The organism is Streptomyces geranii (assembly GCF_002954775.1).
GTDB lineage: Bacteria > Actinomycetota > Actinomycetes > Streptomycetales > Streptomycetaceae > Streptomyces > Streptomyces geranii.
Map to the genome: position 1 here is coordinate 150,098 of NZ_PJME01000012.1, position 25,256 is coordinate 175,353.

General features: G+C 68.5%; 11 protein-coding genes and 1 pseudogene. 5 read left to right on the forward strand and 7 right to left on the reverse strand.

The features are described 5' to 3' along the window. The first annotated feature begins 14 nt into the window (after positions 1–14). Positions 15–4,967, forward strand: coding sequence for a LamG-like jellyroll fold domain-containing protein (locus tag CW359_RS18860; RefSeq protein ID WP_105971115.1), 4,953 nt, complete (start codon positions 15–17; stop codon positions 4,965–4,967). Positions 4,968–5,031: 64 nt separating this feature from the next. Here the strand turns inward: CW359_RS18860 and CW359_RS18865 are convergent, their stop codons facing one another. The 3 genes from CW359_RS18865 to CW359_RS18875 all read right to left on the reverse strand — a co-directional run bounded on the left by CW359_RS18865 (position 5,032) and on the right by CW359_RS18875 (position 13,408). Continuing rightward, complete coding sequence (locus tag CW359_RS18865; RefSeq protein ID WP_105971116.1) at positions 5,032–5,700, reverse strand: hypothetical protein; 669 nt, start codon at positions 5,698–5,700, stop codon at positions 5,032–5,034. Between the two features lie 74 nt (positions 5,701–5,774). Next, positions 5,775–12,212: an RHS repeat domain-containing protein gene (locus CW359_RS18870; protein ID WP_105971117.1), complete on the reverse strand. Its 6,438-nt coding sequence runs from the start codon at positions 12,210–12,212 to the stop codon at positions 5,775–5,777. Between the two features lie 269 nt (positions 12,213–12,481). Next, positions 12,482–13,408 carry a L,D-transpeptidase family protein gene (locus CW359_RS18875; protein WP_232838456.1) on the reverse strand — a complete coding sequence of 309 codons (927 nt, stop codon included), beginning with the start codon at positions 13,406–13,408 and terminating at the stop codon, positions 12,482–12,484. Between the two features lie 568 nt (positions 13,409–13,976). Between CW359_RS18875 and CW359_RS18880 the strand changes: the two genes are divergently transcribed. The 3 genes from CW359_RS18880 (at position 13,977) to CW359_RS18895 (ending at position 18,576) form a co-directional block, all read left to right on the forward strand. After that, positions 13,977–14,447 (forward strand): transposase family protein, encoded by a 471-nt coding sequence (locus tag CW359_RS18880; protein ID WP_269805600.1) that lies wholly within the window; start codon positions 13,977–13,979, stop codon positions 14,445–14,447. 695 nt (positions 14,448–15,142) lie between these two features. Next, the gene (locus CW359_RS18890) at positions 15,143–15,922 is read left to right on the forward strand and encodes a hypothetical protein (RefSeq protein ID WP_157968582.1); all 780 of its coding nucleotides are present in this window, start codon (positions 15,143–15,145) and stop codon (positions 15,920–15,922) included. Positions 15,923–16,299: 377 nt separating this feature from the next. Beyond that, positions 16,300–18,576 carry an ATP-binding protein gene (locus CW359_RS18895; RefSeq protein WP_105971121.1) on the forward strand — a complete coding sequence of 759 codons (2,277 nt, stop codon included), beginning with the start codon at positions 16,300–16,302 and terminating at the stop codon, positions 18,574–18,576. A 121-nt stretch (positions 18,577–18,697) separates the two neighbouring features. On the opposite strand, the gene CW359_RS18900 is transcribed toward CW359_RS18895, so the two are convergent. Then, positions 18,698–19,591, reverse strand: coding sequence for a hypothetical protein (locus tag CW359_RS18900; RefSeq protein WP_157968583.1), 894 nt, complete (start codon positions 19,589–19,591; stop codon positions 18,698–18,700). A 630-nt stretch (positions 19,592–20,221) separates the two neighbouring features. After that, the gene (locus CW359_RS18905; RefSeq protein WP_105971123.1) at positions 20,222–20,887 is read right to left on the reverse strand and encodes a TetR/AcrR family transcriptional regulator; all 666 of its coding nucleotides are present in this window, start codon (positions 20,885–20,887) and stop codon (positions 20,222–20,224) included. A gap of 95 nt (positions 20,888–20,982) precedes the next feature. On the opposite strand from CW359_RS18905, the gene CW359_RS18910 reads away from it, so the two are divergent. Continuing rightward, positions 20,983–21,876: an SDR family NAD(P)-dependent oxidoreductase gene (locus CW359_RS18910; RefSeq protein ID WP_198655277.1), complete on the forward strand. Its 894-nt coding sequence runs from the start codon at positions 20,983–20,985 to the stop codon at positions 21,874–21,876. A gap of 457 nt (positions 21,877–22,333) precedes the next feature. Here the strand turns inward: CW359_RS18910 and CW359_RS18915 are convergent, their stop codons facing one another. Next, on the reverse strand, positions 22,334–23,884 hold the full coding sequence (locus CW359_RS18915) for an alpha/beta hydrolase (RefSeq protein WP_105971125.1): 1,551 nt from the start codon (positions 23,882–23,884) through the stop codon (positions 22,334–22,336). Between the two features lie 210 nt (positions 23,885–24,094). After that, a pseudogene (locus tag CW359_RS18920) lies at positions 24,095–25,069 on the reverse strand (glycoside hydrolase family 43 protein); the annotation flags it as partial. Between the last annotated feature and the right edge of the window lie 187 nt (positions 25,070–25,256).

The following is a 25,256-nucleotide window of genomic DNA, read 5'->3' on the forward strand; positions in this document are numbered from 1 at the left end:
GAGAGTCCCAACCCATGCACATACCCCACGCCGGTCGGCGCTCGGGCTGGCGCCGAGTCGCCGTGACCGGGCTTCTGGCCCTGGGTCTCGGCACCTTCGGTCTCGCCCCGGCCCAGGCCGCCACCTCAGGTTCGCAGGTGAGGAGTTCCACGGGCTCCACCGAACCCCTGGGCAAGAGCGCACCGCAGGCGAAGAACCTGGTCCCGCTGCCCAGCGGGTACGGCACGACCCCGGCCGAGCAGGCCGCGATGCAGGCGGCGGCGGTCCGGGCGGTCCGGACCGGCAAGGCCGTCGCCGTCGACGCGCTGACCACGCCGACCGAGGCCGTAGAAGCCCTGCCTTCCGGGAAGTTCGGCCTCTCGTCCAACCCGATCCCCGTGCGGGTCGAGCAGGCCGGCCGATGGGCCCCCGTCGACCTGCGCCTGCGGCGGGAGGCCGACGGCACCTGGGCGCCCAGGGCCACGGCCTACGGAAGGGTCGCGTTCTCCGGCGGCGGCAACGGCCCGCTCGCGGTGACCCGTTCGAGCGGGGTGTCGCTGTCCTTGTCCTGGCCGACGAGGCTGCCCACTCCGGTGGTCTCGGGGGAGACCGCGACCTACCGCTCCGTGATGCCCGGCGTGGACCTGCTGGTCTCGGCGACCCCCGCCGGAGGTCTGAGCGACACCCTGGTCGTGCACTCCGCGCAAGCCGCGAAGAACCCGGCGCTCTCCGCGCTGCGCCTGGGCACGAAGGTACGGGCCGGTCGGATGACCCAGAACGGCGACGGCACCCTGACGGTGACCAACCGTCAGGGTCGCGTGGTCGCCGACGCGCCCGCCCCCCTGCAGTGGGACTCCAACCGCACCCTGCCGGCCACGCGCCTGCCCGCCGGAGCCAAGGTCGCAGCGGACGCCTCGGACGCCGGCCATCCCGGTCTCGCGGCCCGTGTCGCGCCCGTACGTGCCGAAGTCACCTCGGGAGCACTGACGCTCCTGCCGAACGCCCGTATGCTCGCCGCCCGTTCGACCGTGTGGCCCGTCTACGTGGACCCGTCCGTCAACTGGCATCCCGTCGACTACACCAGTCCCGCGTTCGACGAGGTGAAGCAGGGCTGCCCGGGCACGTCGTTCTACAACAAGACGACGGCCCTGGCCGACAACGGCAACCTCGGCGTCGGCTACAACGGTTGGCCCGAGGGCTACTGCAACACCGGCGACGAGCACTCGATCTACCAGTGGTCGCTGTCCAAAACCATCTGGGGCGCGACCATCAGCAGCGCCGAGGTGGACGCCACGGACATCTACTCCGCTTCGTGCTCGACCACCGCCACCGTGAACCTCCACTGGTCCAAGGGCATCGGCTCGGGTACGGACTGGAGCAATCGCCCCCACTACAACAGCTACTCCACCTCCGCGAGCTTCGGGCCCGCCTACAACCCGACGTACTGCCCCTCGAACGGGTCGGTCACGAACGGGCTCAACGTCCTCACCCCGATCAAGAGCGCGGCCAGCGGGCACTCCAGCACCTTCACGGCGACGCTGAGCGAGGACTCGATGGAGTCCAGCCACAACGACCTGGGATTCAAACGCTTCTCGCACAACCCCACGCTGCAGATCTTCTTCGACAACCCGCCGAGCGCCCCGACCGCCGGCACCATGTCAGCGGTCTCCGGCGCGGACGACGCGGCATGTGACACCACCGGGCCCTACTACCCGTACATGGGCAAGACCATCGCCTCGACGCCACCGGTGCTGAAGGCCAAGATCTCCGATCCGAACGCGGACAAACTCCAGGCGACCTTCCAGTACTGGGTCGACGGATCCAGTACCAAGTCCACTCTGGTCAGCGGCGACAACCTCTCCAGCAACACCTACGCGAGCGTCTCGCTGCCGTCCTCCTTCATCTCCGGTCTGGTAAACGGCAAGATCGTGGACTGGGACGTCAAGGTCAGCGACGGGATGACCGGCACCTCCTACACCCAGTCCCCCACCTGTCATTTCACGGCTGAACCCACCGCGCCCGACACTCCGACGGTGACGTCGGAGAACAACCTGTATCCCAACACCGATCAGGACGACAGCGTTGTCGGAGCAGCCGCGGGCACCGTCGGCAAGTTCGACCTCAAGGGTGCCGGCACCACCGCGACCAAGTTCGTCTACCACCTGGACGTCCCGCCGACCACCAGCAACCCGCCGGCCGGCCAGTACGTCACGACGACGACCAACAGCGCGACCGTCTCGATCACCCCGCCGTCTCCCGGCCCGCACACCCTGTACGTGTACTCGGTCGACGGCGCCGGTGACGACTCGGGCGAGTTCGCCTATCCGTTCATCGCGGCCGGTCATCCGGGCACCACGTGCGCCAGCCTGACCGCCTGCTTCGACAACACCGGCATCAGCTCCGACAGCAACATGGGCCAGGCCGACCTGGACGGTTCCGGCAACAGCCTGTCCGCGACCGACATGGCGGGCGCCGGATGGACGAGCGGTGGGAAGGTGACCGTCGACGGGGCCAGCCTCGTCCTGCCCGCCTTCGGCTCCGGCCAGAAGGACAACGTCCTGGCCGGCAACCAGACCATCACCTTCGGCGGTTCCGGCAACGCCCTGGTGTTCGTGGGGACCTCGACCGGCGCCGGCATGTCCAACCCCGGATCGATCGCGGGCGACTCCACGGCTCCCTACGTGCCTGCCGGTACGTCGGTCACGGGGAGTTACTGCTTCTCGGGGACCACACCGACCGGGGCCTGCCCCGGAACCGGCACCATCACCTACACGGACGGCACCAGCACGACGTACGACCTGACCGTCCCCGACTGGACGTCCGCGGTGAACCCCATCGCCGCCGTCGTCCTGCCGCACAAGAACGCGGCGGCCGGCCAGACCACCGCCTCCCGGCGCCTCTACGCCTTCTCCGTCCCCCTCGACCCGGCCAAGACCGTCTCCTCGGTCACCCTTCCCGACATCTCCACCGGCACCGGCCCGCACGAACAGGCACTGCACATCTTCGCGATGGGCACGCGCAACACCACGGCGGGCACTCCGGAGGCGAACGGCACCTACGCCGGCGCGGCCTCCGGACAGTCCTGGAGCGGCGCCTGGGCCAACGCCAACGAGGGCAACTACGACTTCCTCAGCGGCAACTTCTCCAACCAGTCCTTCCGCATCGCGCTCAAGCCCTCGCTGTCCGGAGGCACGGTGCGCATCAAGCTGGACAACGGCCTGGGAACCAGCAAGCTGTCCATCGGGCACGCGACGATCGCGCTCAGCTCCAACGCCTCGTCCCCCTCGGCGGTACCCACCGGCACGATCAGCACGTTGAAGTTCGGCGGCGGCCAGTCGGTCACCGTGCCCGAAGGCGGCATGGTGTATAGCGACCCCATCAGCTTCAACGTCACCGCGGGCCAGTATCTGCTGGTCTCCTACGACCTCACCAACTCCGTTCCCTACCTGGTCCAGCACTCCTATGCCACCGGCTCCTACGAATACGTCAGCGCCGTCGGCTCGGGCGATCTGACCACCGACGCCACCGGCACGCCGTTCACCACCAACGCCGCCGCGTACGGCAACTTCACGGACCTGGTCACGGGCCTCGACGTGACGTCCGCGAACGTGCCCACCGAGGCCGTGCTGGGCGACCACCTGGTCGACCCGTTCCAACCGGACACCACGCTGCCCAACTCCAACGGCTACCGCGTCTCCGACGCACTGACCGCCGCCGAGCCCACGGCCACGACGCCCTACGGCGTGCTCGCCGAAGGCATCGAGTCGAACCAGCTGATGACCGACAACCCCGAGACGTACAACGGCTCGACCATCGGCGGACCGGCCGCCCTCTCACGCATCGACCGCGACATCCTCGACCAACCCGGAATCAACACCGTCATCGTCGACGAAGGGCTGGAAGACCTGCTCGCCGGCAGCACCAGCGACGACCTGGAGGGCAACGGCTACACCGCCCTCGTACAGCAACTGCAGGCATGGGGCATCAACGTCGTCCTCACCTCCCTCACCCCCTGCGACGGCTTCACGGGCGACGGCGCGACGCCGAACGACCCGTGCACCAGCACGGTCGACGGCTATCGCACCGACGTCAACGCCTTCCTCGGCGGCATGAACCTGGGCAACCCCTGGGCCACCCCGGCCGTGTACTTCGCCGACTTCGACGCCGCCGTCGCCGATCCCGCCCTCGACAGCAACGGCGAGGAGCGACTCGCTTCCGGCGCCGACTACGGTGACCACGTCAACCTCACCAACCCCGCGTTCGGCGCGCTGTCCACGGCACTGCTGTCACCCCAGGACACGTGGAACTTCGACGACGGCACCGGCATGCCGGTGGCCACCGACACCGCGGCGACCGACTCCCTGAACACACTCAACGCCAACCTGGCCAATTCCAACCTGGGCAACAGCCCGCTCACCCTGAACGGCACGACGACCTGGACGACCGACGCCACCAGGGGCACCGTCCTGACCCTGGACGGCACCAGCGGCGACGCAACGAGCAGCGCTCAGGTACTCGACACGACGGGCAGCTACTCGGTCTCGGCCTGGGTGAACCTGGCGTCGCTCCCGACCCACAACGTCGCGGTCGCCGCCCAGGACGGCACCGAGGACAGCGCCTTCTTCCTCAAGTACGACTACTCGTCCCAGAGCAAGCCCGCCTGGTCGATGGCCTTCACGGACAGCGACGTGGCCGACCCGACCTCGCACGTGGCCTACGCGGCCGGAGCGACCGCGGGGGCCTGGACCCACCTCGTCGGCACGTACAACGCCGCCACCCACACCGGACGCCTGTACGTCAACGGCGCCCTCGCCGCCACCACGACAGGGGTCACCCCCTTGAGCAGCACCGGCTCCTTCACCGTCGGACGCGCGCTCTACGACGGCAACCAGACCGACTACCTCCCCGGCATGGTCAGTGACGTCCAGGCCTGGAACTACACCCTGAGCGCCAACCAGATCACGGCGCTGTACCAGCAGATTCCCTGATCGGCACGGAAGACGAAGGGGGGCGGTCCGCTCATCGCGGACCGCCCCCCTTCGTCCCGTCCTCCTAGCGGAGCGTGATCCCGTCGACGAGGTGCTGGATGAGGCGCAGCGCCCGCTCGGCGTCCCAGAGCCGAGGGGAGGCCAGCGGACCGCTCTCGGCGATCAGCTCATCCACGGGCAGGTCCGCCGGGGAGGGCAGAGCGAGCAGGAGTTCCTTCAGCAGAGCGCCGAAGTCCCCACCGACCGGTTCGGCCGCAGCCTGATGAAGCCTCTCCCGAGCCGCCTCCACAGCGGCCGACCGGGCGAGCACAGCGGCGGCGTCGACCGTCTCCCCGGGCGGCGGCGCGAAATCCATGGACTGCACGATGCCCACGGCCACGGCCGCGTCGGCCGGCGCCGCCCGCCACTCGTGCGCGTCCATGGCCTCCTGGGCACGCAGCACGACCTCAGCCACCGCACGGGCGACGGGCCGGGGGTGCAGAGCCAGCGGACGGCCCGTCCATTCGTCGCCCGCGTACTCGGCGAGCGACGGGTCGCTGGAGATGTCGCTGTCCACCTCGATGTAATCGATGTCGATCCGCTCCCGGGCCTCGGAGTGCTCCCACAGAATCTCGACCGGGTGATAGGCGTGCTCGTCCATGAACCGCCACCAGGCCGTGTGGGCGACCGGAGTGTCGAGCACGGGCAGCACGATCGTGCACTGGTAGCAGACGATGTCTACGGGATACTGCATTTCTTTCTCCACTCTCCCGACGTGATCCTGCCCGCCGGGCCGTTCATGTACGGCTGCCGCGCGGGCCCGGACACTCAGAATCCCTCTGCTTCCATCGCCCTCTCCTTGTTCAGCAACCCCTGCCTCTCCGCGTCCGAAGGGCCGGAGTCCCCTCCGCCTCCGCCGCCGCCCTTGCTCAGGTCGTGGAGGCCGGGATCCCCGAGGTCGTAGGTGCCGAGGTCCTCTCCGGTGTCGTCCACGATACGGACGGTGTACCCACGCCAGCTGGAAAGGTTCCGCTCCGGCTGCTTCTGCCAGGCCCGCAGGAACTTGTAGGCGTCAGTTGTCTTGGGTACCTGGAAGAAGATCTCGTTGATCTTCGCGCCCATGGCCTTGAGCTGTTTGGCGCCCTTCGACAGCTGCCTCATGAAGGCGTTCTGATTGGGGTTCTCGATCGTCTTGACCTCGCGGTATCCGGCAACGTTCCCCTGCCGGTCCAAGAGCTTGATGTCCGGGTTCAATTGGCCCTGCTCGTTCTTTCCCTTCCTCTCCGGGTTGATCTCGGCCGTGGTGTCGTCCGGCCCGCCCTCCAGTGCCGTGTAGGAGTTCTCCTCCGTCAGCAGCTCCTGCTTCTTCGAGCCCCGGTGTTCGTCACGGAGTGAAGCGGCGTCGTCGTCTCTCGTGCTCGATGCGGCCTCGTGCGTGGGATCACCGCTCCCGCCACCGCCGTCGCCGTCCTGTACGGCGTAGGCGATGTTCGGCCCCGCCACCGCTCCGATGGCCGTCGCGGCGCCGGAGATGGCCAGCCCGGTGCCCGCGACGTCGAGAGCCGCTCCCAGGGGAGCACCGACGCCCGTCGCCATGAGGGCCGTACCGCCCGTGTCGGCCGCCGCGCCCAGCAGCAGCTCACCGGCTCCGAGCGCTGCCTGCGCCCAGTTGGTGCGCTGCATGACCTGGCCGGCGGTCTGGGTGAAATTGGAGACGGCGTTGCTGATGGAGCTGAACCAGCTGGCTCCCGTGGGGTCGCTGCCGGTGACCGGGTCGTTCCCGCTGTAGTCGTAGCCGGAGATCTGCGTGGGGTCGGAGGACTCCAGCAGCGGGTCGAGGGAGACGAAACGGCCGGTCTGCGCGTCGTACTCCCGGGCGCCCAGGTTCTCCAGGCCGGTGCCGGAGTCGGCGATACCGCCGACGTACCCCTTGTCGCCGGGCCAGGACGTGGGTGCGGTGCCGCGGACCTTGCCGAAGGGGAGGTATTGCCGACGGGTGACGGCCTGGGTCTGGTAGTCGACGGCCAAGGTGTCGGTGCCCTGGCGGTCCGGGATCAGGTACTGGATGTCACCGCTGCTGCCGCGTTCGGCGATGGTGGTGCTGCCGAGGGTGTAGTACCGGGTGCCGCTGAGAGCGTGGCTGCTGGTGTTCTCGACGATCTCCTCGTCGTCGAGGTAGAGGGTGGCCTGGCTGGGGCCGGTGCGCAGCACCAGGTTGCCTGCGGTGTCGTAGAGGTAGCCGGTGGTTCCGCCGGAGGTGGTGTCGGTGGCCAGTTCGTCCTGGTCGTTCCAGGTCAGGGTCCGGTTTCCGAGGGCGCCGCCGTTGACGGTGAGGGTGTCACCCGCGCCGTCGTAGGTGTAGGAGGCGGTGCCCGCCGTGGCGCCGGGGCCGGTGGCGGTGGTGGAGGTGAGGGTGTGCGGCTGGTCGGTGGCCGAGCCGGCCGACGGGTAGGCGTAGGACACCGCGGTGTCGTTCGCCGTGTTCCCGTCGGTGTCGTGGTCGGTCTCGGTCTGCCGTTCGCCGTCGGTGCGGTAGGTCCAGCTCTCCCAGTAGGGATTGGGCCCGCCGACCATGGAGCTGCTGCCGCTCGCCGGGGCGGTGGCGCAGTGGTCGGTCGCGGTCCAGGCGGCGGAGAGCCGTACGTCCCAGTCGTAGGCGTAGCACTGGGTGTCGGAGGTGGCGCCGCCGTTCTGCGCGTCGGTCGTCGAGGCGAGCAGGCCCGTGCCCTTGGAGAGGTCGTTGTCGGACCACTTGTAGGAGGTGTCGTCGACGACGGTGGAGCTGCTGGAGTCGGTGGTCTTGGCGTCGGTGGGCTGTCCGGTCTGGGGGTCGTACTGGAGGGTGAGATCGACCCACCCGGTGGTCGGGCCCATGGAGTACTGGAGCGGGTGGCCGTACTCGTCGTAGCCCACGGCGTTGACGTAGGCCCAGGCGGTGGTGCCGGTACTGGCCAGGCTGGTGGGGTCGCCGTACTGGTCGTACCCGGTGGCGATGGTCTCGGCGGGCAGTCCGCCGGCCGCGGCGTCCTGCTGGGTGGCGAGGGTGCCGGTGGTCTTGTAGGTGTACGAGGTGGTGTAGCCGCCGGAGGGGGCCAGGGCGGCCTCGGCTGCCGGCAGACCGGCGAGGGTGGTGCGGGTGGCGGCGGCCTCGCCCAGGCTGGTGTAGGCGAGGACGGCGTTGGTCACCGCGGGGCTGGACGTGCCGAGCTGGTAGGACGTCGAGGAGGTGAGCAGGCCCTTCTTCAGGGTGTCGTACGTCCACGACGCGATCTGGTTGCTCGCGGAGGGGCTCGCACCGCCCGTGGTGTCGTAGGCGGCCGTCTTGCGTCCGCCCGCGTCGTAGGAGTAACTGGTCGTCTTGGAGCGGGAGTCGGTGGTGGTGAGGACCTGCCCCGCGTTGTCGTACGTCGCGTTGGACGTGCCCGCGTCCGGGTCGCCGGCGGAGGTCTGGTCGCCGAGCAGGTTGTAGTGCCAGCTCCAGGTGTTGCCGGCCGGGTCGGTCTCGCCGGACTTCGAGCCGTCGGGGTTGTAGGTGTAGTGGGTGTCGGAGTAGTCCCCGCTGGGGTCGTCGACCGGGTCGGCCGGGACGCCGGAGTGGTACTGGTAGAGGTCCGTGACGTTGCCGCGGGCGTCGGTGAGCTGGGACTCGGCGACACCGCCGGCCGGAGGCACGGTGGTGGTGAAGTTCCCGCCGAAGACGGTGCCGGTGTGCCAGGTCTCGGTGCCCAGCGCGTAGGCGGTGGCCAGCGTCTTGCGGCCCGCTCCGTCGTAGCCGAAGCCGGTCTCGGACGGGATCTGGCCGTCCTGGGCCTGGACGAGCGTGGTGCCCGGAGCGCCGGTGGTGTAGTAGGGGTTGGTGGTCTTGGCGACCCATCCGTCGGTGTTGTAGACGGTGTCGGTGATGGTCCGTCCGCCGTCGACGGTGCCGGTCTGCGTCTCGCGCAGGCGCAGGAAGGAGTCGTACAGCGACTCGCTGACGGCGTAGCTGCCGTCGTCGTCGAGCGTCTGGGTGCTCACCACGCTGGGCGAGGACTGCGAGACGGCGTAGGTGTACTTGGTCGCGGCGGTGGTGATGCCGGGCCGGAAGACCGCGGTGGTCCGTCCGAGGGCGTCGTACTGCGCCTTGGTGACGTATCCGGCCGCGTCGGTCTGGCTCAGCGCCAGGCCGCGGAGCGGGTCGAGGGTCTCGGTGACGGTGTGGGTGAGCGGGTCGGTGGTGGTGACGGAGGTGGGTGAGGCGCCGGTCGTAGGCGTGTACGCGATGTGGGTGGTGCGCTGGTCGGGGTCGCTGCTGGACAGGGTCCGGCCGTACTCGTCGACGGTCAGCGTGGTCATCGTCGACCAGGTCGGTGTCGAGCCGCTGTAGGAGGTCACCTGCTGTGTCGTCGTCGGATCGCCGACGGTCGGGGCAGCCCCGAAGGTGGCCGAGCCGTCGTAGTAGATCCGCTTGTCCGACACTGCGTCACCGGGAAGCGAGGGGGTGTCGGCGCAGTCGGCCGAGACGGTGTCGGTCTCGTCGGGGGCGTCGAGGATCCACGCCGAGGTGTTGTCCGCGTAGGTCGTCGTGGCGCAGATGTCGTCCGAGGCGGTGGAGACGTCCCCCTTGTCGTCGCTCTTGGTCACCCGGCCGTCGGAGTCGTGGGTGCTGTCGGTCTCCGTCTCCCTGGTGGCGCCCGAGGCGAGCGGTGTGTAGACCCGCACGCGCGCGGTGCCCGTCAGATACGCCTTCTGGGCCGGCAGTCCGCCGCCGAGTGTGTGCGTGGCGGTGGCCGGGGAGGACCACGGATCGGTGACGGTGTCGTTGACGACCTTGCCCGAGTTCCACCCGTTGTACAGGATCGTCTCGTACGTCATTCCCGCGTACTGGTCGGAGTCCGGGACCGCGGTGTCGCCGCGTGAGTCGGTGACGCTCGCCGAGCGCGTGCCGCCGCCCGGCAGGGTGTCGCCGTCCATGCCGCGGAGGTAGGTGTAGTCCGTCTCCGTCCTCGGGTCCGGGGCGGTGCCCGTCGAGACCTTCATCCCCTGGTACCCGCGCCACTCGTTCCAGGTGCGCTGGTCCGAAGGCGTCAGCGGGTTGTCGTCGTAGTGCCAGGCCGGGCTGCCGACGGGGGTGTAGGTGGTGACCGTGTCGTCGGCGACCCCGCCGCCGGTCGGGTCCTGCTGGGTGACGGTGGTGACGATGTACTTGTTGAACCAGTCCTTGATCGGTGCGGTCAGTCCGCTGGGCGTCCAGTACGACGGGAAGCACAGCGAGGTGTTCTGGCTGTCGTCGCTCGGGGTCGAACTCCCGCACGCCGGCGCCGAGTACCCGACACTGATGACCTCGCCGGTCTCGGTGGTGACGGTGTTCAACCGGTAGCGCGTGATGGGCGCGTAACCGTCCGTCAGGTCGACGCGGTTGGACAGCGGCGTGCCGGAGAAGGTGACCGGTGCCACGGCGAGCGAGCCGGACGATCCGCCGGCGCTGGTGTCCTGGCCGGTGCGCACGATGGACGACAGCCACAGCGAGGGGGTCGTCGCGTCACCGGTGGCCGGGAAGGCGTAGGTGAACGCCCAGGAGTCCACGTCGGTCTGGGTCGTCCCGACCAGCTCCTGCGTCTGGACGCCGGTCAGCTCGTACTCAGACCAGAAGGACGGCGACTGCGAGGTGCAGGAGGCGCCGCTGGCGCAGTTCAGGTCGTAGGGGACGTCGGGCCAGTTCGAGGCCGTCGAGGAGGACAGGCCGGAGACCGCGCAACCGGTCGAGGCTGTCTTGCAGCGCCCGTTGTAGGTGAAGGTGATCTGGGCCGCGGGGCTGGTGGAGTACACCGAGCCGTCGCGCTGACCGTACTGGATCTTCGTCAGCCGAGCGTCGCGTACGTAGGACGTGTTGGCGGTGCTGCCCAGGTCCCGCGCGTAGTAGTTGGTGTCGTCGGTGTAGAAGGACGACATCACGTCGCCGTGGGTGTCCTTGACGTAGTCCAGCATCCACCGGTACCCCTGCTGGCACCAGGACGAGGAGAAGGTGGCGTTGTAGCACGGCTGCCCGGAGGCCGTCGCGTAGACCGGCTCGGTCAGCACCGAGTTGGTGGCCGCGTCACCGCTGGCGTACCCGGGCAGGTGGTTGAGGCCGAAGGTGTACTGGGTGCCGTCGGGGGTGGTGACGCGGAAGTACTCGCCGTTCTGGGCGCCGTTGGACGCACCGGTCAGGTACTGGATCCGCTCGTCGGTGTCGCCCTGGGCACGGTAGGTCCCGGTGCTGTCGTCCTTGATGATCGAGGTGGTGGACCCGTTGAGCGACAGCGTCAGCTGGTTGTCGGAGGACCAGCAGTTGTCCCAGGTCTTCGTCGTCCCCGACGGATTCTGATGGCAGGACTTGTAGGAACGCTCGATGTAGTTCTCCGGCAGCGAGAAGCCGTCGCCGACGGTGGAGGCCTGGTTGTTGGTCGAGGAGGTCAGCCCGTCGACGCTCTGCGAGTTGTAGTTGATCTTCAGGCCCGGGGTGAGCCCGCCCGGGACGGCGGGGGCGCTGAGCGGGTAGGACCAGTTGAAGGCGTCGGTGCTGCCGCCCGCCTGCCATGAACCTGATGGCTTGAGAGAGGTGGCGGTGAAGTCACCGCCACCACCGCCGCCGGAGGACGACGTCGCGGCGAAGACCATCGCGGTCGGCGAGGCGGATGCCTTCGCCGTGGTCTTCGAAGCCGCGGGCGAGTTGAGCGGCACATCGGCGGAGACCCGCCCGGTGTCGGCGTCATTCCGGGACTTCAGGGCGCTCGCGGTCCGGCAGGCAGGCGTTTTCGGCGTGGTCAGCACGCAGGTGGGCAGCGCGACCAGACGCAGCCGTGAGGCCCAGTCCGCGCCGTAGGCGTCGGCGAACGACCGGTAGTCCAGGGTCAGATGGGCCGTGCGCGGCTGAGACGCCGCGTCGGACACGACGCTCAGCAGGACGCCGTTCACACCAGCGGCCCTCGCGGCCGACCGGGGCAGTACGGTGACCGTGGCACCGCTTGCGGCTCGGCGAGCGGCGGTGTGCGAGGTGCCGGCGGTGCGGCCGGTCGCGTTGAGCCACACCGGCAGGGACCCGGCTCGCCCGCCGGAGCCGGGCCGGTCGACGCGGGCGGACCCGGTCGGCCAGACCACCTTCGCCGGCTGCCAGGAGAGCAGCTTCTTCGGCTTGTGGTAGTGCGAGGTCACCGCGTGGACCGGGACCGGCTTGGTGGGGTGCGGGACGGGCGGTTGCCGGTGGGCTGCGGGCGCGGCGGCCAGAGTGGTCACCGCGACAGCCATGGTCACCGCTGTGGCAAGGAGGCCACGGACCAGGGAAGGCCGGGATATTCGTCTCCCGGTTCTGACGTTCGCTCGGTTTTCTCCTGTTGCCACAGCAGGCACGCCCCCTGGAGATGGACTCGTGTGAGTCATGGATCAGTTCTGATGATCAAGACAACGAGCGATGCTAAAACGGCCACGTGGCCATCTGCCCAATTCCATAAGCGACTTGGCAAGAAAATGACGCGATAACTGCAACGCAAAGGTGCGGGGCTTACCAGACCAAAAGGTCAGCCGATGGCGATGACGGGGTGGGCAGCGGGGTCGATCCATTTCATGATCTGGGTCATGGCGGCGGCGGGCAGCGCCACGCAGCCCGCGGTGGGGCCGGCCTGCGGACCGAGGTCGTGGAGAAAGATCCCGGCCCCGCGGCCTTTGACAGCGGGGTCCATGTTGTAGTTGATGACCAGGGCGTTGTGGTACTGGGTTGGGTATTCGATCAGGTGCTCGCTGCCGTCGTCGCCGGTTTCGGTGAGGTGGAAGCCGCCCTGGGTCGACGTCCGCATCTGGTTGTAGTAGGCGGACGTGGGGTCCTCGACCCACCAGTCGACGCTGGTCACCTTGTGGTAGGGCACCTTGGTACCCGGGTCGGCGCCGACTCCGAACCCTTGGGTGATGGTGTAGGTGCCCGTGGGGGTCGTGCCGGTGCCCTGCTTGCGGGTGGCGCCGTCGGTGATGCCGTTGGCGCCGATCCGTGCGGTGGTCGTGAGGACCTGATGCCAACTGCCGCCGCTCTTCTGCCAGCTGGTGACGGTGGCGCGGGAACCGTCGGCCTTGACGGTGATGACCTGGGTGGCCTTGCCGACGGTGACCGCGACGGGGAAGGGCGAGGCGGTGGGCTTGGTGACGTAGGAGCCCGCGGGCAGGTTGAGCTTCTCACCAGGGCGGATCACGTAGGGGGACGCGATGTGGTTGTCCTTGGCCAAGGCCGTCCAGCCGCCGGGCACGTGCTCCTTGGCGGCGATGCCGGACAGGGTGTCGCCGCTGACGACGGTGTAGCTGCTGACCGGGGTGGTACCGGCAGGGGTGGCGGCCTGGGCGGCGGAGGCGCCCAGCAGGCCGGCGCCGATCCCGGCGGCGGTGAGTGACGCGGCGGTGGTGGCGTTGCGCGGCAGCGGGGTGCGGGGGCGGGCGTGACGCCCGGAGGAGGCCGACATGAGAGGAGAAGTCTCCAAAGTGGTAGGGGGTGGAAGCGGCGGCAGCCGACCAAGGCAAGCTGGGCTGGGCTGGGCGTTTGTAGGCCAATTACCGGTCGGCCGGCAGCCGAAGACGGCTCGGCCGGTGTGCCGACACCGCCGCACTCGGCGCCCCGACCCGACCGACCTGTCCCGGCCCGGCATTGCTCCGTCCAACTCCAACGGCTTCCGCCGACACGGCAGCCGGAACACAATCCGCTTTTGCGATAAGGATTATCGCCGCAGTTGAGCAAACGAATTGGTGTGCCATCGCCAATGTTTTGGCAATGGGTTCATTCGAATCGGCCTCCTGCTGGGCTGACTTGACTCGCAGCCCCAGCGAGTGGCGAAGGCGTAGACGAGGAGGGGCCCGCGGCCGTTGGTCGTCTTCTCGGTTCTGGCCTTGGTGGGTGGGCCGTTGGGGGAGGCTGGTGGCGTGTGATGTCGAGTCGACGGCGCTGCTTGCTCATCTGGCTTCGGTGCTGGTCAAGGCGGTGGATACAGGTGGCGGCCTGGTCAGGATCACGTGCGGACTGCCGCCGGGGGCTTGGTGGTCCGCCCGGGCTGCGGGCAGGAATCGACGTGGGAGCACAGCCGGTACGTGCGGCATGTAGCCGACGAGGCGATTGGCGGGAGACCGGTGGTCATCGACGTGTCGGTGCGCCGCTTGTACTGCGAGAACCCGGACTGCTCCAAGACCACGTTCGTCGAACAGGTCCCCGGGCTGACGGTGCGCTACCAGCGGCGCACCCCGGCCCTGCAGAAAGCGATCGCAGCGGTCGCGACGGCCCTGGCCGGGAGAGCCCGGGCCCGGCTGCTGCTCCATCTGCACCAGACCCTGTCGTGGGCGAGCACGCTGACCTGCTTGTTACGCATCCCCCTACCCTCAGTGGCGGTGCCCACGGTGCTCGGTGTGGACGACTTCGCACTGCGGCGCGGTCACCGCTGGGGCACGATCCTGATCGACGCCGAAACCCGCGAGCGCGTCGGGTCCTGCCCGACCGCAAGGCCGAGACTCTGACGGCCCGGCTGGATGGTGGCCCGCCGAGTGGTGTAGTCACCGGCCGAGTTGATCCGGTTCCTGCCGAGGAGGTAACTGGGGGTCAGCCTCGGCTGGTGTGGTGGTGAGGAGTTCGGCCATGGAGGCTTCGGAGAGGTAGCGCGGGGCGATCTCGGACTCTGCGAGGGCACGGGGCCGTGCCGGACGTGCACGCGGATGTCGACGGCCAGGCCAGCCGGCGTGTCGCCGGGTTCGTCGACCGGGTCGTTGTTCGCGCAGCGAGCAGGGAGCCCAGGCGGTAGGGGCAACTCCGGCTCCAGGCCGACGGAGTCGATGTCCTCGCGGTGGCGCGTACACAGGTGGTCAGCTCATCCCGTCGGCCGGGAACATATCAGCCCTGCCAGAGACGGCCTCACGGAATACCTGGGTAGCACGCATCGCGCGAACCCGTAATTTCACGCATACGCGGAGACTCCCCACAGACCCAGACTCGTAACCAGGCCTCGGAGGGGCAGAGACCGGCGTCGCAACACTCGCATCCCGCCTTCTCTCTTCTCGAGGCCCGCGTGCGATTGCCAGAAATCCCCTCAGCGAGGCGAACCGTCTGCAGTCCTCGGATACCAGGCGGAGACGGAATCGGCGCAGCGCGCTCGGCGTGCTTGTGTCCCGAGGGCTCACTACGGTGCCCTCCCAGAGAAAACAGCTCGGAGAAATTCATGAAACGCAAGGCGTCATCCGCTCGCTCGTTCGCTCGACTGCACCGAACGGCATTCACCACTGCGTCGCTGGCAGCGGCGGGTGCTCTGCTGGGTGCGACAGCCACCAGCGCAAGCGCTGACTCGGGCCCCACCGAGGAGCAATTGCTGTCCCAGTGCGGTGTGGCGGACTACTGCAAGTTCACCCCCACCTCGCTTTCCCAGGGCCTCGGCCCGGAGCACCAGGTCGGCTCCAAAATCGTCAACTGTGGTGGCACCGTCCAGCGCACCTGGGGCTGGTCGGAAACAACATCGCAAACCACGAACGCGAACATCTCCGCCAGCCTGTCCTCCGCTCTGTGGGAGCCGATCTCGGTGGCGGCGAGCGCCGCATTCGGGAAGACCTTCTCGAACACCCGCACGGACTCTGAGACCTACACGCAGACCATGGAACCCTTCACCCAGGCGTGGACCACTCGGGCCACGGGCCTGCAGACCATCACGGGCGACTGGGAACTCCACTTCGGGTACCGGTTCTTCGGCCACTACTACTGGTACGACAAGGGATACCAGAGCAAGGTCGAGAACCCGGACGACGGTTACATCGCTCTCCACTACAACTCGATGACCGACGCGGAAATACGCCGACACTGCCCGGGCGCGAAACCGCCTGCCCGGGGGAAGTTCTCCTACCTTCGCATCATCAGGAACAGCCCGAACCAGGTCGGCAGGTTGACCGGCTGGACCTACGTTCGGGACAGGGGCATCCACTTCAGTGACGGCGGCAGTCCTTCCCGCTGACCACAGCCGCCCGGCCGACATGAAGAACGGCCGAGCACACCTCGTCGAGACTTGCTGATCCTGACTTGACGTCGAGGGCGGGGCCGACGGCGTTAACGCCGTCGGCCAGCTCCTTGCCCCAACCGGATGGGCAAGAAAGCCTTACATCGGGAGAAGCCTGATGTGAGGGGTAGAAATTCTCCCCCCTCTGGCATTGCCCGAGTGGGTTATTGTCCCTTTTGAGTCGGCGGGACGACGCGTTTGCGTCAGGCGACCCTCATGACGGTGACCAGGGACGGCCATGGCCGCTGGGACGCCTCGACACGCGTGCCCCTGTCTCCATCGCGCGCGACGTCCTGCCATCCCTGGCATGCGTCCGTCAGAAGGCGACAAGAAACATGACCATCCGGACACCGAACGCGGGCAATCTGTTCGCGCCCCTGACCACATTCGTCGGCAGGCGACACGACCTCGCCGAAGTGCGCCGTCGCCTGGGGACGACGCGGCTGCTGACGCTCACCGGAGCGGGAGGGGTCGGCAAGACCCGGCTGGCGCGGGAGACGGCGGCCGTGTCGGGGAAGGCGTTCGCGGATGGGGTGTGGTGGGTGGACCTCGCCCCGATACGCGATCTGTCAGCCGTGGCGGTCAGGACGGCCGAGGCGCTGCGATTGCCGGACTTGGGCACCCAGAGCGCGGCAGACCAGCTCACGGAGTACCTGGCCGGGCGGACGGCACTTCTGGTCCTGGACAACTGCGAGCATCTCGCAGGCCCCTGTGCCCAGTTGGCCAAGACCCTGCTGGCGGCTGCACCGGAACTCCGTATCCTGGCGACGAGTCGCCACACGCTGGGAGTATCGGGCGAGCAGGTCTTCACGGTGCCGCCGCTGCCGCCGCTGGAAGCGGTCGAACTATTGCGTGATCGCGCCACAGCCGTACAGCCGGGGTTCGAGATCAGTGAGATGAACCAGGCCCATGTGAGTCGGCTCTGCGCTGGTCTGGACGGACTGCCGTTGGCGATCGAGTTGGCAGCGTCCCGGCTGCGCACTCTCTCCGTGGGACAGGTGGCGGACCGGATGGAGGACCGCTTCGCCCTGCTCACCGGCGGCTGCCCGACCAGACTGCCGCATCAGCGTACGCTCCGCGGGATGATCGACTGGAGCTATGAGCTGTGCACTCCGGCCGAGCGGGTGCTGTGGAACCGGCTGTCGGTCTTCGCCGGGGGGTTCGGTCTGGAGGCGGCCGAGGACGTCTGTGCCGGGGACGGAATCGCGAAGCACGAAGTGCTGGACCTCCTCGACCGTCTGGTCGCCCAGTCGATCGTCCTCACCTGCGAATCCGCGGGCCTGCCACGCTTCCGGCTGTTGGAGACCATCCGACAGCACGGCCGGGAGCGCCTCATGGAGTCGGGAGAGGAACAACAGCTGCGGCTGCGGCATCTGAGGTTCTTCCTCGATCTGGCTGAGCGTATCGACTGGCACTGGTACGGCCCCGGCCAGGTCGACGTACTGGCCCGGCTGCGCGCCGAGCACACCAACCTGCTGGCGGCCCTGGACTGCGCCGCCGACCCTCAGGCAAGGCTTGCGCTGACCGCGGCGTTGCGGTGGCACTGGTGTATCGGCGGGTTCCTGAGCGAGGGGCGCAGGCAGTTCGACCGGGCGCTGGCGGCGGCGCCCGAGCCCACACCGGTCCGGGCCAAGGCGCTCCTCGTCGGCATCTGGGTCGCGCAGTTGCAGGGCGACCTGGCGACCGCCGACCGGTGGATGGACGAGGCAGACATGCTGGGCGAACAACTGGACGACCCGGTGGTGCGTGGCCGGGTGGTTGGCCTCCGTGGCGTGTCGGCGTTCACCAGGGGCCGCATCGCGGAAAGCATCACCCTGTACGAGAACGCGTGGGCCGCCCTGACAGCGCTGGGCGATGAACACGAGGCGTCTCCCTGGCTGTTCGCCGTGGCTGTCGCTCAGACCCATGCCGACGACCCGAACGGGGCGGAGACCGCCAGGCAGGTGATCGCCGACTTCGAGGCCAGCGGGGAGAGGTGGGGCAGGGCTCAGATGCTGATGACCCTGGGCCAGAACGCCAGGGACCGACGTGATCAGGATCAGTGCATGCTGTTGGCCCGATCGGCGCTCGAGAACATGCGTGGATTCAACGACTACCTCGCGACGGCGAACATACTGGGGCTGTTCGCCTGGGCCACCGCCTCACATGGAGACCACGAGCAGGCGGCGCGGTTGCTGGGTGCCGTACGTTCCTTGCGCCGCAAGGTGGGCATCACCGCTTCCGCGTCGGCGCCACAGGTCGCCAGTGCGCATGCACAGTGTGAGGAGGCGGTGGTACGGGCGATGGGCCCGGCGGACTACGAGAAGGCCCTTGACGACGGCGGTCGACACGCCAGCCCCGGGCGGGCCATCGCCTTCGCCCTGGCCGAGACCGACGCCGACACTGACGCCGAACGGAGCCTTCCCGCCAAGGCGACCCCGCTCAGTCGCCGCGAGCGGCAGGTCGCCGAACTCGTGGCGCAAGGCGCAACCAACCGGCAGATCGCCTCCCGGTTGGTGCTGTCGCCGCGCACTGTCGACGGCCATGTGGAGAACATCCTGGTCAAGCTCGGCTACAGGCGTCGTGCTCAGATCGCGACCTGGTGGGCGGCTCATCCGGCGCCCGCACCCTGACTCAAGTCGGGTCGTGCGGGGCACCGCGCCTGAGTTCCACAAGCCATGCAGTTCCCCGCCCCAAGACAGGCATACATCTCGACCGCGACCCGGGCGCGCTGGCCGCCGGGCCTTGAATCCTCTACGTGGTGCCGTACCAGAAGCGGGTGAAGTTCCTGCAGATCTGGCTGGCGTCGCCGTGCGTCCTGAGGGAGTTGTACGCATTGAAGCTGAGGCCCTGAGTCTGAGTCGCTATCTTCGTGTCAACGTAGTATCTGCGATCTCCGTTGTGCCACCACTCCTCCGTTATTCGGTAATCCACTGACATTCCGGAGCCTGGCAGCCCACTGACAGTGTAAGCAACTGGGCTCGAGTGGCCGGTATGAAGGACTATCCGCCTGTTGTTCGGTTGTCCATTGGGATGTTCGTAGCAGAACACGGTTTGGGGGAACCAGGGGGTGGGGAGACGCCCGAAGTTGAGCGGGGTGAAATTGGTGTAGTGGTCGACCGTGTGGAAGATGATGCCGTATTCGACGTTGTACACGTATCGCCCTGCACCCCGTCCGGTATTCGGCCAGGCCCTGGTCGCGTCGTCGTACTCGCGAAAGTGCATCGTCCCCCAGTTTCCGGTCTCGTTCCCGATCCAGTTGCGCAGTTGCCTGTCGTAGTCGTTATACGTCCCGCCCCCGTTTGCCCATCCGGAACCCGTGTCCCACACGCTGTTGGGGGTTCCGGTGGAAGGCCATTGCTGGCTGTTCCGCCAGTAGTTGAAGAGCGTGAGCGCTGCGGACGTGGTGATCCAGGAGTACTGGTCGTTGACGGCGGCTTGGGCCTTGGGCGCGGTGACGCTCTGGACGCCGACCGAGACCGGCAGCGCTGTCAGGGTGGCGGCCACGGCGAGGCCGACCATCCTGCGCAGTCGCCGCTTGGGGGCGACTGCGCCGATCTCGGGTGACGTGGGCGCGTTCGCGCGCCTCGTCAGACGGGCGACCAGGCCGAACTTGCGACGCGCGTCAACCACGTTCCTTCTTTTCATTGTTCTTCCTTTCAGTCACGCAGACGTGTCCGGTTGGGCGGCTGCGAGCCGCGGCCGGAGACTCACAACCCGAGTGCTCGGGTGGCATGTGCAGCGGGTTCCGACCGAGTAGAGGGCTCGTGCCCCACGTGCAGTAGGAGAACGGTCGCTGCGGGCGAGCTCCGGCACATGGGTGGTTTGCACGGGGTGGGTACCTGATTCCTTGCAAGCCGGGCGCCGGATCGAGGGCCGGCCGGGTCGACAAGCAGATCGGCCGGGACACAGCCGAGGCACGGACGTCGTGGCCGTCGATCGAGGCAGACCGTCTGGGGACGTCAACCGCCAGGAGGATGCCCCCGTCGGCGGCCAGGGGCAGGAGCGTGCGCCGCCCACCCGGTGCTGATCTGGGCACGGCGGCCGTGAACCGAGGGCGAGGATGTTCTCCACGCGCCGACGTCAGCGGTGGCGGCTCATGGCCGTCGCACGTCCCGCCGTCCCAGGCGCCTGCCCGCACCGGCAACGACCGCCGCGGCCGGTACCACCAGCGACAGTGGCGCCGTCCCCCCGCAGGAGTGGACGTGCACCAGAGATTCGGCGGAGGCGAAAGACGTGAAGCCACTGCCGCTGCGTGGGCTTCTCGGTGCCCTTGTGTCAGGCGCGTGCCAGTGTGCCCGCGATCAGTGTGGCGGCGGCGTGTTCCAGAGTGGTGCGCAGGTCCAGACGGAGCACGGTCACGTCGGGGTCGGCTTCGTAGGCGGCGAGCGCGCTGGCGGAGGGCCGGCAGTAGGTCGAGAGGGCGCCGGCCAGGATCAACGTCATCACGGCCACCGTCCGGGCACCGTCGCCGAGTTCGGGCACGTACTGGCGGATGAGGTCGGCCGTGGTCATGATGCCGACGATGGCGGACCGCTTGTGACGGACCACGACGTCGACGGACACGTTGTGCTCCAGCACGTTGGTCTGCGCGTTGATGAGGTCGAGCAGCACCGCCTGACGCGAGAGCGAGGCGCTGAGCACCGCGGCCACCCGGTCACCGCGTTCGAGCGCCGGCAGGCCGGGCTCGACACTCTTGGCCAGTTCGTCCGGCACCTCCGCCAGCCATCTCGTCATGGCCTGCTCCAGCAGTTCGAACAGCACCGCCTCTCGGGACTCGAAGTAGCGCAGCACGTTCGACTTGGCCAGACCGACCCGTCGGCTCAACTCGTTGAGGCTCACGTCCGCCACCGGCATCTCGTCGAGCATCGCCGCGGCCGTGTCCAGGATGGCCTGGCGCCGGATCTCGCGCTGCTCCTCATTGCGTGCCCGCTGGAATGTCATGCACCCAGCTTACAAACCAGCGGTCTCTTGACAACAGAACACCGGTCTCTTAACGTCGGAGCATCAAGAGACCGACGGTCTGTAAGGAGATCGACATGAAGTGGACCGAGCGTGACATCCCCGAGCTGAAGGGGCGGGTTGCGGTCGTGACCGGCGCCAACACCGGCCTCGGCTTCGAGACCGCCCGCGCCCTGGCGGAACACGGGGCGACGGTGGTGCTGGCCGTGCGGGACGTCGAGAAGGGGAGGCAGGCAGCCGCCCGCATGGCCGGCGACGTCACCGTGCAGCAACTGGACCTGACCTCACTGGAGTCGATACGGGCCGCAGCGGCAGACCTTCGCGGAACCCACACGGCAATCGACCTGCTGATCAACAACGCCGGTGTGATGTACCCGCCGAAGCAGACCACCCGCGACGGATTCGAGCTGCAGTTCGGCACCAACCATCTCGGCCACTTCGCGTTCACCGGCCTGGTGCTGGATCTGCTGCTCCCCGTGCCGGGCTCTCGGGTGGTGACGGTCAGCAGCGTCGCCCACCGCATCCGGGCCGCCATCCACTTCGACGACCTTCAGTCCGAGCGGTCCTACAGCCGTGTCGCGGCCTACGGGCAGTCGAAACTGGCGAACCTGATGTTCGCCTACGAACTGCAACGCCGCCTCGCCCTGCTCGGCACCACGGTGTCGGTGGCCGCACACCCGGGTCTGGCCAACACCGACCTCATGCGCAACTCTCCGGCCGCGATGCGAGTGATCAACCCCCTGATCGCACCCCTGATGAGCCAGAAGCCGGAGATGGGCGCCCTGCCGACCCTGCGCGCGGCCACCGACCCCGCCGTCCGCGGCGGCCAGTTCTACGGCCCCGACCGGATGGGCGGCTACCGAGGACACCCGAAGGTCGTCGAATCCAGTTCGGAGTCGCACGACCGGCTCGTCCAGCAACGCCTGTGGACGCTCTCCGAGGACCTCACCGGCGTGAAATTCCCTGTCTAGGAGTCGGGGCAGGCACCTCGCTCGTCAGGTCGTCGTGGCTGTGCCGCCTCCCGTGTCCGGCCCATGCGGATCGGCACTGCGCACTGAACGCCGAGCACTCCGTCGCTCTGACGACCAAGAGAGGACCAGCGGCAAACGGGGAAGGCCGGCGGGGGCGGCGATCGGCGGGATCGCCGCCCCGCACTGCCGGTGCTTGAGAGAATCCTGGCCTTGTCGATCTGATCCCTCTCCCTCCGGGGTGGTCGGGCCAGGTGAAGACGGTCCACTTGTCGAACACCGAGGCGGGCTGCCGCCTTCCGTCCCCGACTCACTGGACGCGGTTGTCGCCAATCGAGATCCGGGGGACCCACCAGTTCGTGGAGATCCGGATGACGCCTTGTGTTTCATGAATCTCTCCGAGCCGGTGGAAGCGCCGAGCGGGCATCCCGACACGGTGGGCCGCTCACGAGTCCTGTGCTCATCGGGCCGAGGCATCGCAGGTGACATCGGCCCTCGGCAGACGCCCGTCCGTGAGGTAGGCGTCGACGGTGCGAGTGAGGCATCCAGGGGCGCCGGGGAAGGCGTAGACGGCGTGCCCTCGGCCCCCACGGACGTACGCCAGACGCGAGCCGTGCAGGGCCGCGTGCATGGCACGGCCACCGGGCAGCGGGGTCTGGGGGTCCCACTGGTTCTGTACGACGAGAGCGCCGACGGTGTTGTCGACGCGGATGGCCGGTTCGGCGCCGCGAGGCCAGAATGCGCACGGGGTTATGTTCGCGGCGAAGTCCCCGAAGAGGGGGTGGCGGGCGCTCTCGCGGTGGGCGTCCTGCCGGTAGCGGGCCGGGTCGCGTGGCCAGGAGGCGGTGTTGTCGGCGCAGGTGACGGCCCAGTTGAGGCCGACGCTGTTGTCGTCCGTCGGGTCTGCGGGGCCGGTGTCCGGGCGGGTGGTGAAGTTGGTGGGGCGGGACTTGCGCAGGGCAACGATTTCGTCGGCGGCCTGGTAGGGATCGGCGGCGAAGGACGGGCGCAGCCAGGAGCGGATGTCGGCACCGGTGAGGGCTTGGCCCTGGTGCTCCGGATCGTCGCCCTGGTAGAGCAGCGGTGTGCGGTCGGCCCGGTCGATCAGCTGCCAGAACGCGGCGCTGACCTTCGCGGGTGTGGAGCCGAGGTGGTAGGTGCGGTCACGGCGGGCGATCAGCCGGCTCCACTCCTGGAAAGCGGGCTCGGCCCCGGCGGCCATGGCCAGGGCCGTGCCCCTGCCGAACCGGTTGGGGTCGGGCGGGCTGTCGAGGACCATACGGTCGCTGTGCCGGGGGAAGAGCTGAGTGTAGACGGCGCCGAGATAGCTACCGTAGGACCAGCCGACGTAGGAGAGCTTTCGTTCGCCCAGGACTCCGCGGACGACGTCCATGTCCCGTGCGGTGTTACGGGTGTTGATGTAGGGCAGCAGCCGGCTTCCGTTGCGGGTGGTGCACTTGGCGGCGATGGCACGGGCGCGCGCGATGTCCTTGGCGAAGGTGGCGTCGCGGTAGGGGCGGTAGGGCTCTGTGGACGGGGCCTCGTCCCGGGTCAGACCGCAGTGCAGTGGGCTGCTGGCGCCCAGTCCACGCGGGTCGAAGCCGATCAGGTCGTAGCGCTGGAGCACGCTCTTGGCCAGGGCGTCCTTCAGCTGCACGGGGTCCCCCAGGCCAGGGTTCCCCGGGCCGCCGGGGTTGGACAGCAGGACCCCGTGCCGCTTGCCGGGCGTGCTGGTGCGCAGGCGGGAGATCTGCAGGCGCAGGGTCCGACCGTCGGGGTGCGCGTAGTCGACGGGGACGGTCACGGTGGCGCACCGGTAGGAGGCGGGGGCGTCCGTGTCGCACCGGCGCCATGCCGGATGCTGGCCGTAGTACCGGTCGAGGCGGGAGGGATGGTCCGCCGCCGCGGGCTGGACGGCGGACGCAGTCGCCCCCTGGCCGCCGCCGGGCAGGGCGAGTGCGGCGAGCACGCCGACGACGGCCAGGGCGACTGTGCGAGTGGTACGGCTCATGGAACTTGTCCTTCTCGGCCACGGACCGCTGGGGAGAGAGGGCGCGACTTCGCCCTGCCCCACTCTCCGATCAACCGGGGCCGCGTCGCCTCGGCCGAACGGCCGGAGACCCGGCGCCGTCATCGGCCGAACGGCCGACCCCATGACCGCAGACGCCCGGACTCGCGAAGGCTCCGCCCCACCCGCATGGCCTCAGCGGAACCGGTTCTTCAGCCGGTCGTACTCGGCCTGGGTGACCGGCAGTACGGTGCCGTGCCGGGGTTTGGCGGGGAGCGCGTAGTTGGGCGACGGAGTCCACTTGCCGGAGTTGAGGTCGGTGGTCTCGAAGGGTACGTAGCCGCGGACGCCGTACTCGTCGATGAACTGGTACCACTTGTTCCCGGTGTTCGACTTGAACACCAGCGGGCCCTCGCCCCGGCTGATCGCGCCTCTGCCGATACAGTCGGCGACGACGGTGTACCTGGTGTTCAGGATCGTGGTGGACTTGTCCTCGGTGATGAAGTTGCTGCAGGTCCGGCCGTCGCGCGCGTCCTTGTTGAGCCGGTAGTAGGTGCCGTTGTTCTTGATCACCGTGGAGTCGAGGACCGAGTGCCCCGGGTCGAACCATGTCTTCGCCGCGCTGAAGGTCCTGAAGTCGGCGGTGGTCGCGTACAGCATGCGGTTGTAGGTGTTGCCCGTGTGGTTCGGGTCGTTCGCGGCGTAGATCTTCGACGCCCAGTAGACGACGTACTTGCCCTGCGTCTCGTCGTACGTGGCCTCCGGGGCCCAGGTGTTGCCCGCGGTGTCCGGCGCCACCTTGGACAGGTGCTGGTTGGTCCAGTTGACCAGGTCGGTCGACTCCCAGACCACGATGTTCTTGCTGCCGTGGCGCTGCGGGGTGTCCCAGTCGCGGTTGCCGTACTGCCGCTGGTCGGTGCCGAGCAGATAGAACCTGTCACCCTTCGGCGAGCGCGTGACGAAGGGGTCTCGCACCCCCTTCGTACCGACCGTGGAGGCCAGAACCGGCTTGCCGCCGTTGAGTTCCGTCCAGTGCAGCGGGTCGTTCCCCTTGCTCAGCGCGTAGTAGATCTGCTCGCCCGTGGCGCTTCCCTCTCCGGTGAAGTAGACGAAGAGGTATCCGGCGTAGGGTGCCGGTGCCGCCTCGGCACTCCCCTGGGGCCAGCTGATCAGTGCGCCGGCGGCCATCGAGAGCGCGAGGACTGCGGCGCGCAGCCGTCGGCCGTTTCGTCTGCCGCTTCTGATGCCCTCTCCGATGCCGTTTCTTCCGGCGGAATGCGGTGGTTGGGCGCGGCGCCGTTCCGGCGGAGGTGTCGGGTCCGCGGGCGTCGCTGGCGTGTCTTCGATCATGGGTGAGTACGTTCCTTCCCTCTTC

Bases quoted from the DNA above. Each gene is read 5' to 3' on its own strand.
- CW359_RS18860 (WP_105971115.1), top strand. From the start codon at position 15: ATGCACATACCCCACGCCGGTCGGCGCTCGGGCTGGCGCCGAGTCGCC.
- CW359_RS18910 (WP_198655277.1), top strand. From the start codon at position 20,983: ATGAAGTGGACCGAGCGTGACATCCCCGAGCTGAAGGGGCGGGTTGCG.
- CW359_RS18900 (WP_157968583.1), bottom strand. From the start codon at position 19,591: ATGAAAAGAAGGAACGTGGTTGACGCGCGTCGCAAGTTCGGCCTGGTC.
- CW359_RS18905 (WP_105971123.1), bottom strand. From the start codon at position 20,887: ATGACATTCCAGCGGGCACGCAATGAGGAGCAGCGCGAGATCCGGCGC.
- CW359_RS18875 (WP_232838456.1), bottom strand. From the start codon at position 13,408: ATGTCGGCCTCCTCCGGGCGTCACGCCCGCCCCCGCACCCCGCTGCCG.
- CW359_RS18865 (WP_105971116.1), bottom strand. From the start codon at position 5,700: ATGCAGTATCCCGTAGACATCGTCTGCTACCAGTGCACGATCGTGCTG.
- CW359_RS18915 (WP_105971125.1), bottom strand. From the start codon at position 23,884: ATGAGCCGTACCACTCGCACAGTCGCCCTGGCCGTCGTCGGCGTGCTC.
- CW359_RS18870 (WP_105971117.1), bottom strand. From the start codon at position 12,212: ATGGCTGTCGCGGTGACCACTCTGGCCGCCGCGCCCGCAGCCCACCGG.
- CW359_RS18890 (WP_157968582.1), top strand. From the start codon at position 15,143: ATGAAACGCAAGGCGTCATCCGCTCGCTCGTTCGCTCGACTGCACCGA.
- CW359_RS18895 (WP_105971121.1), top strand. From the start codon at position 16,300: ATGACCATCCGGACACCGAACGCGGGCAATCTGTTCGCGCCCCTGACC.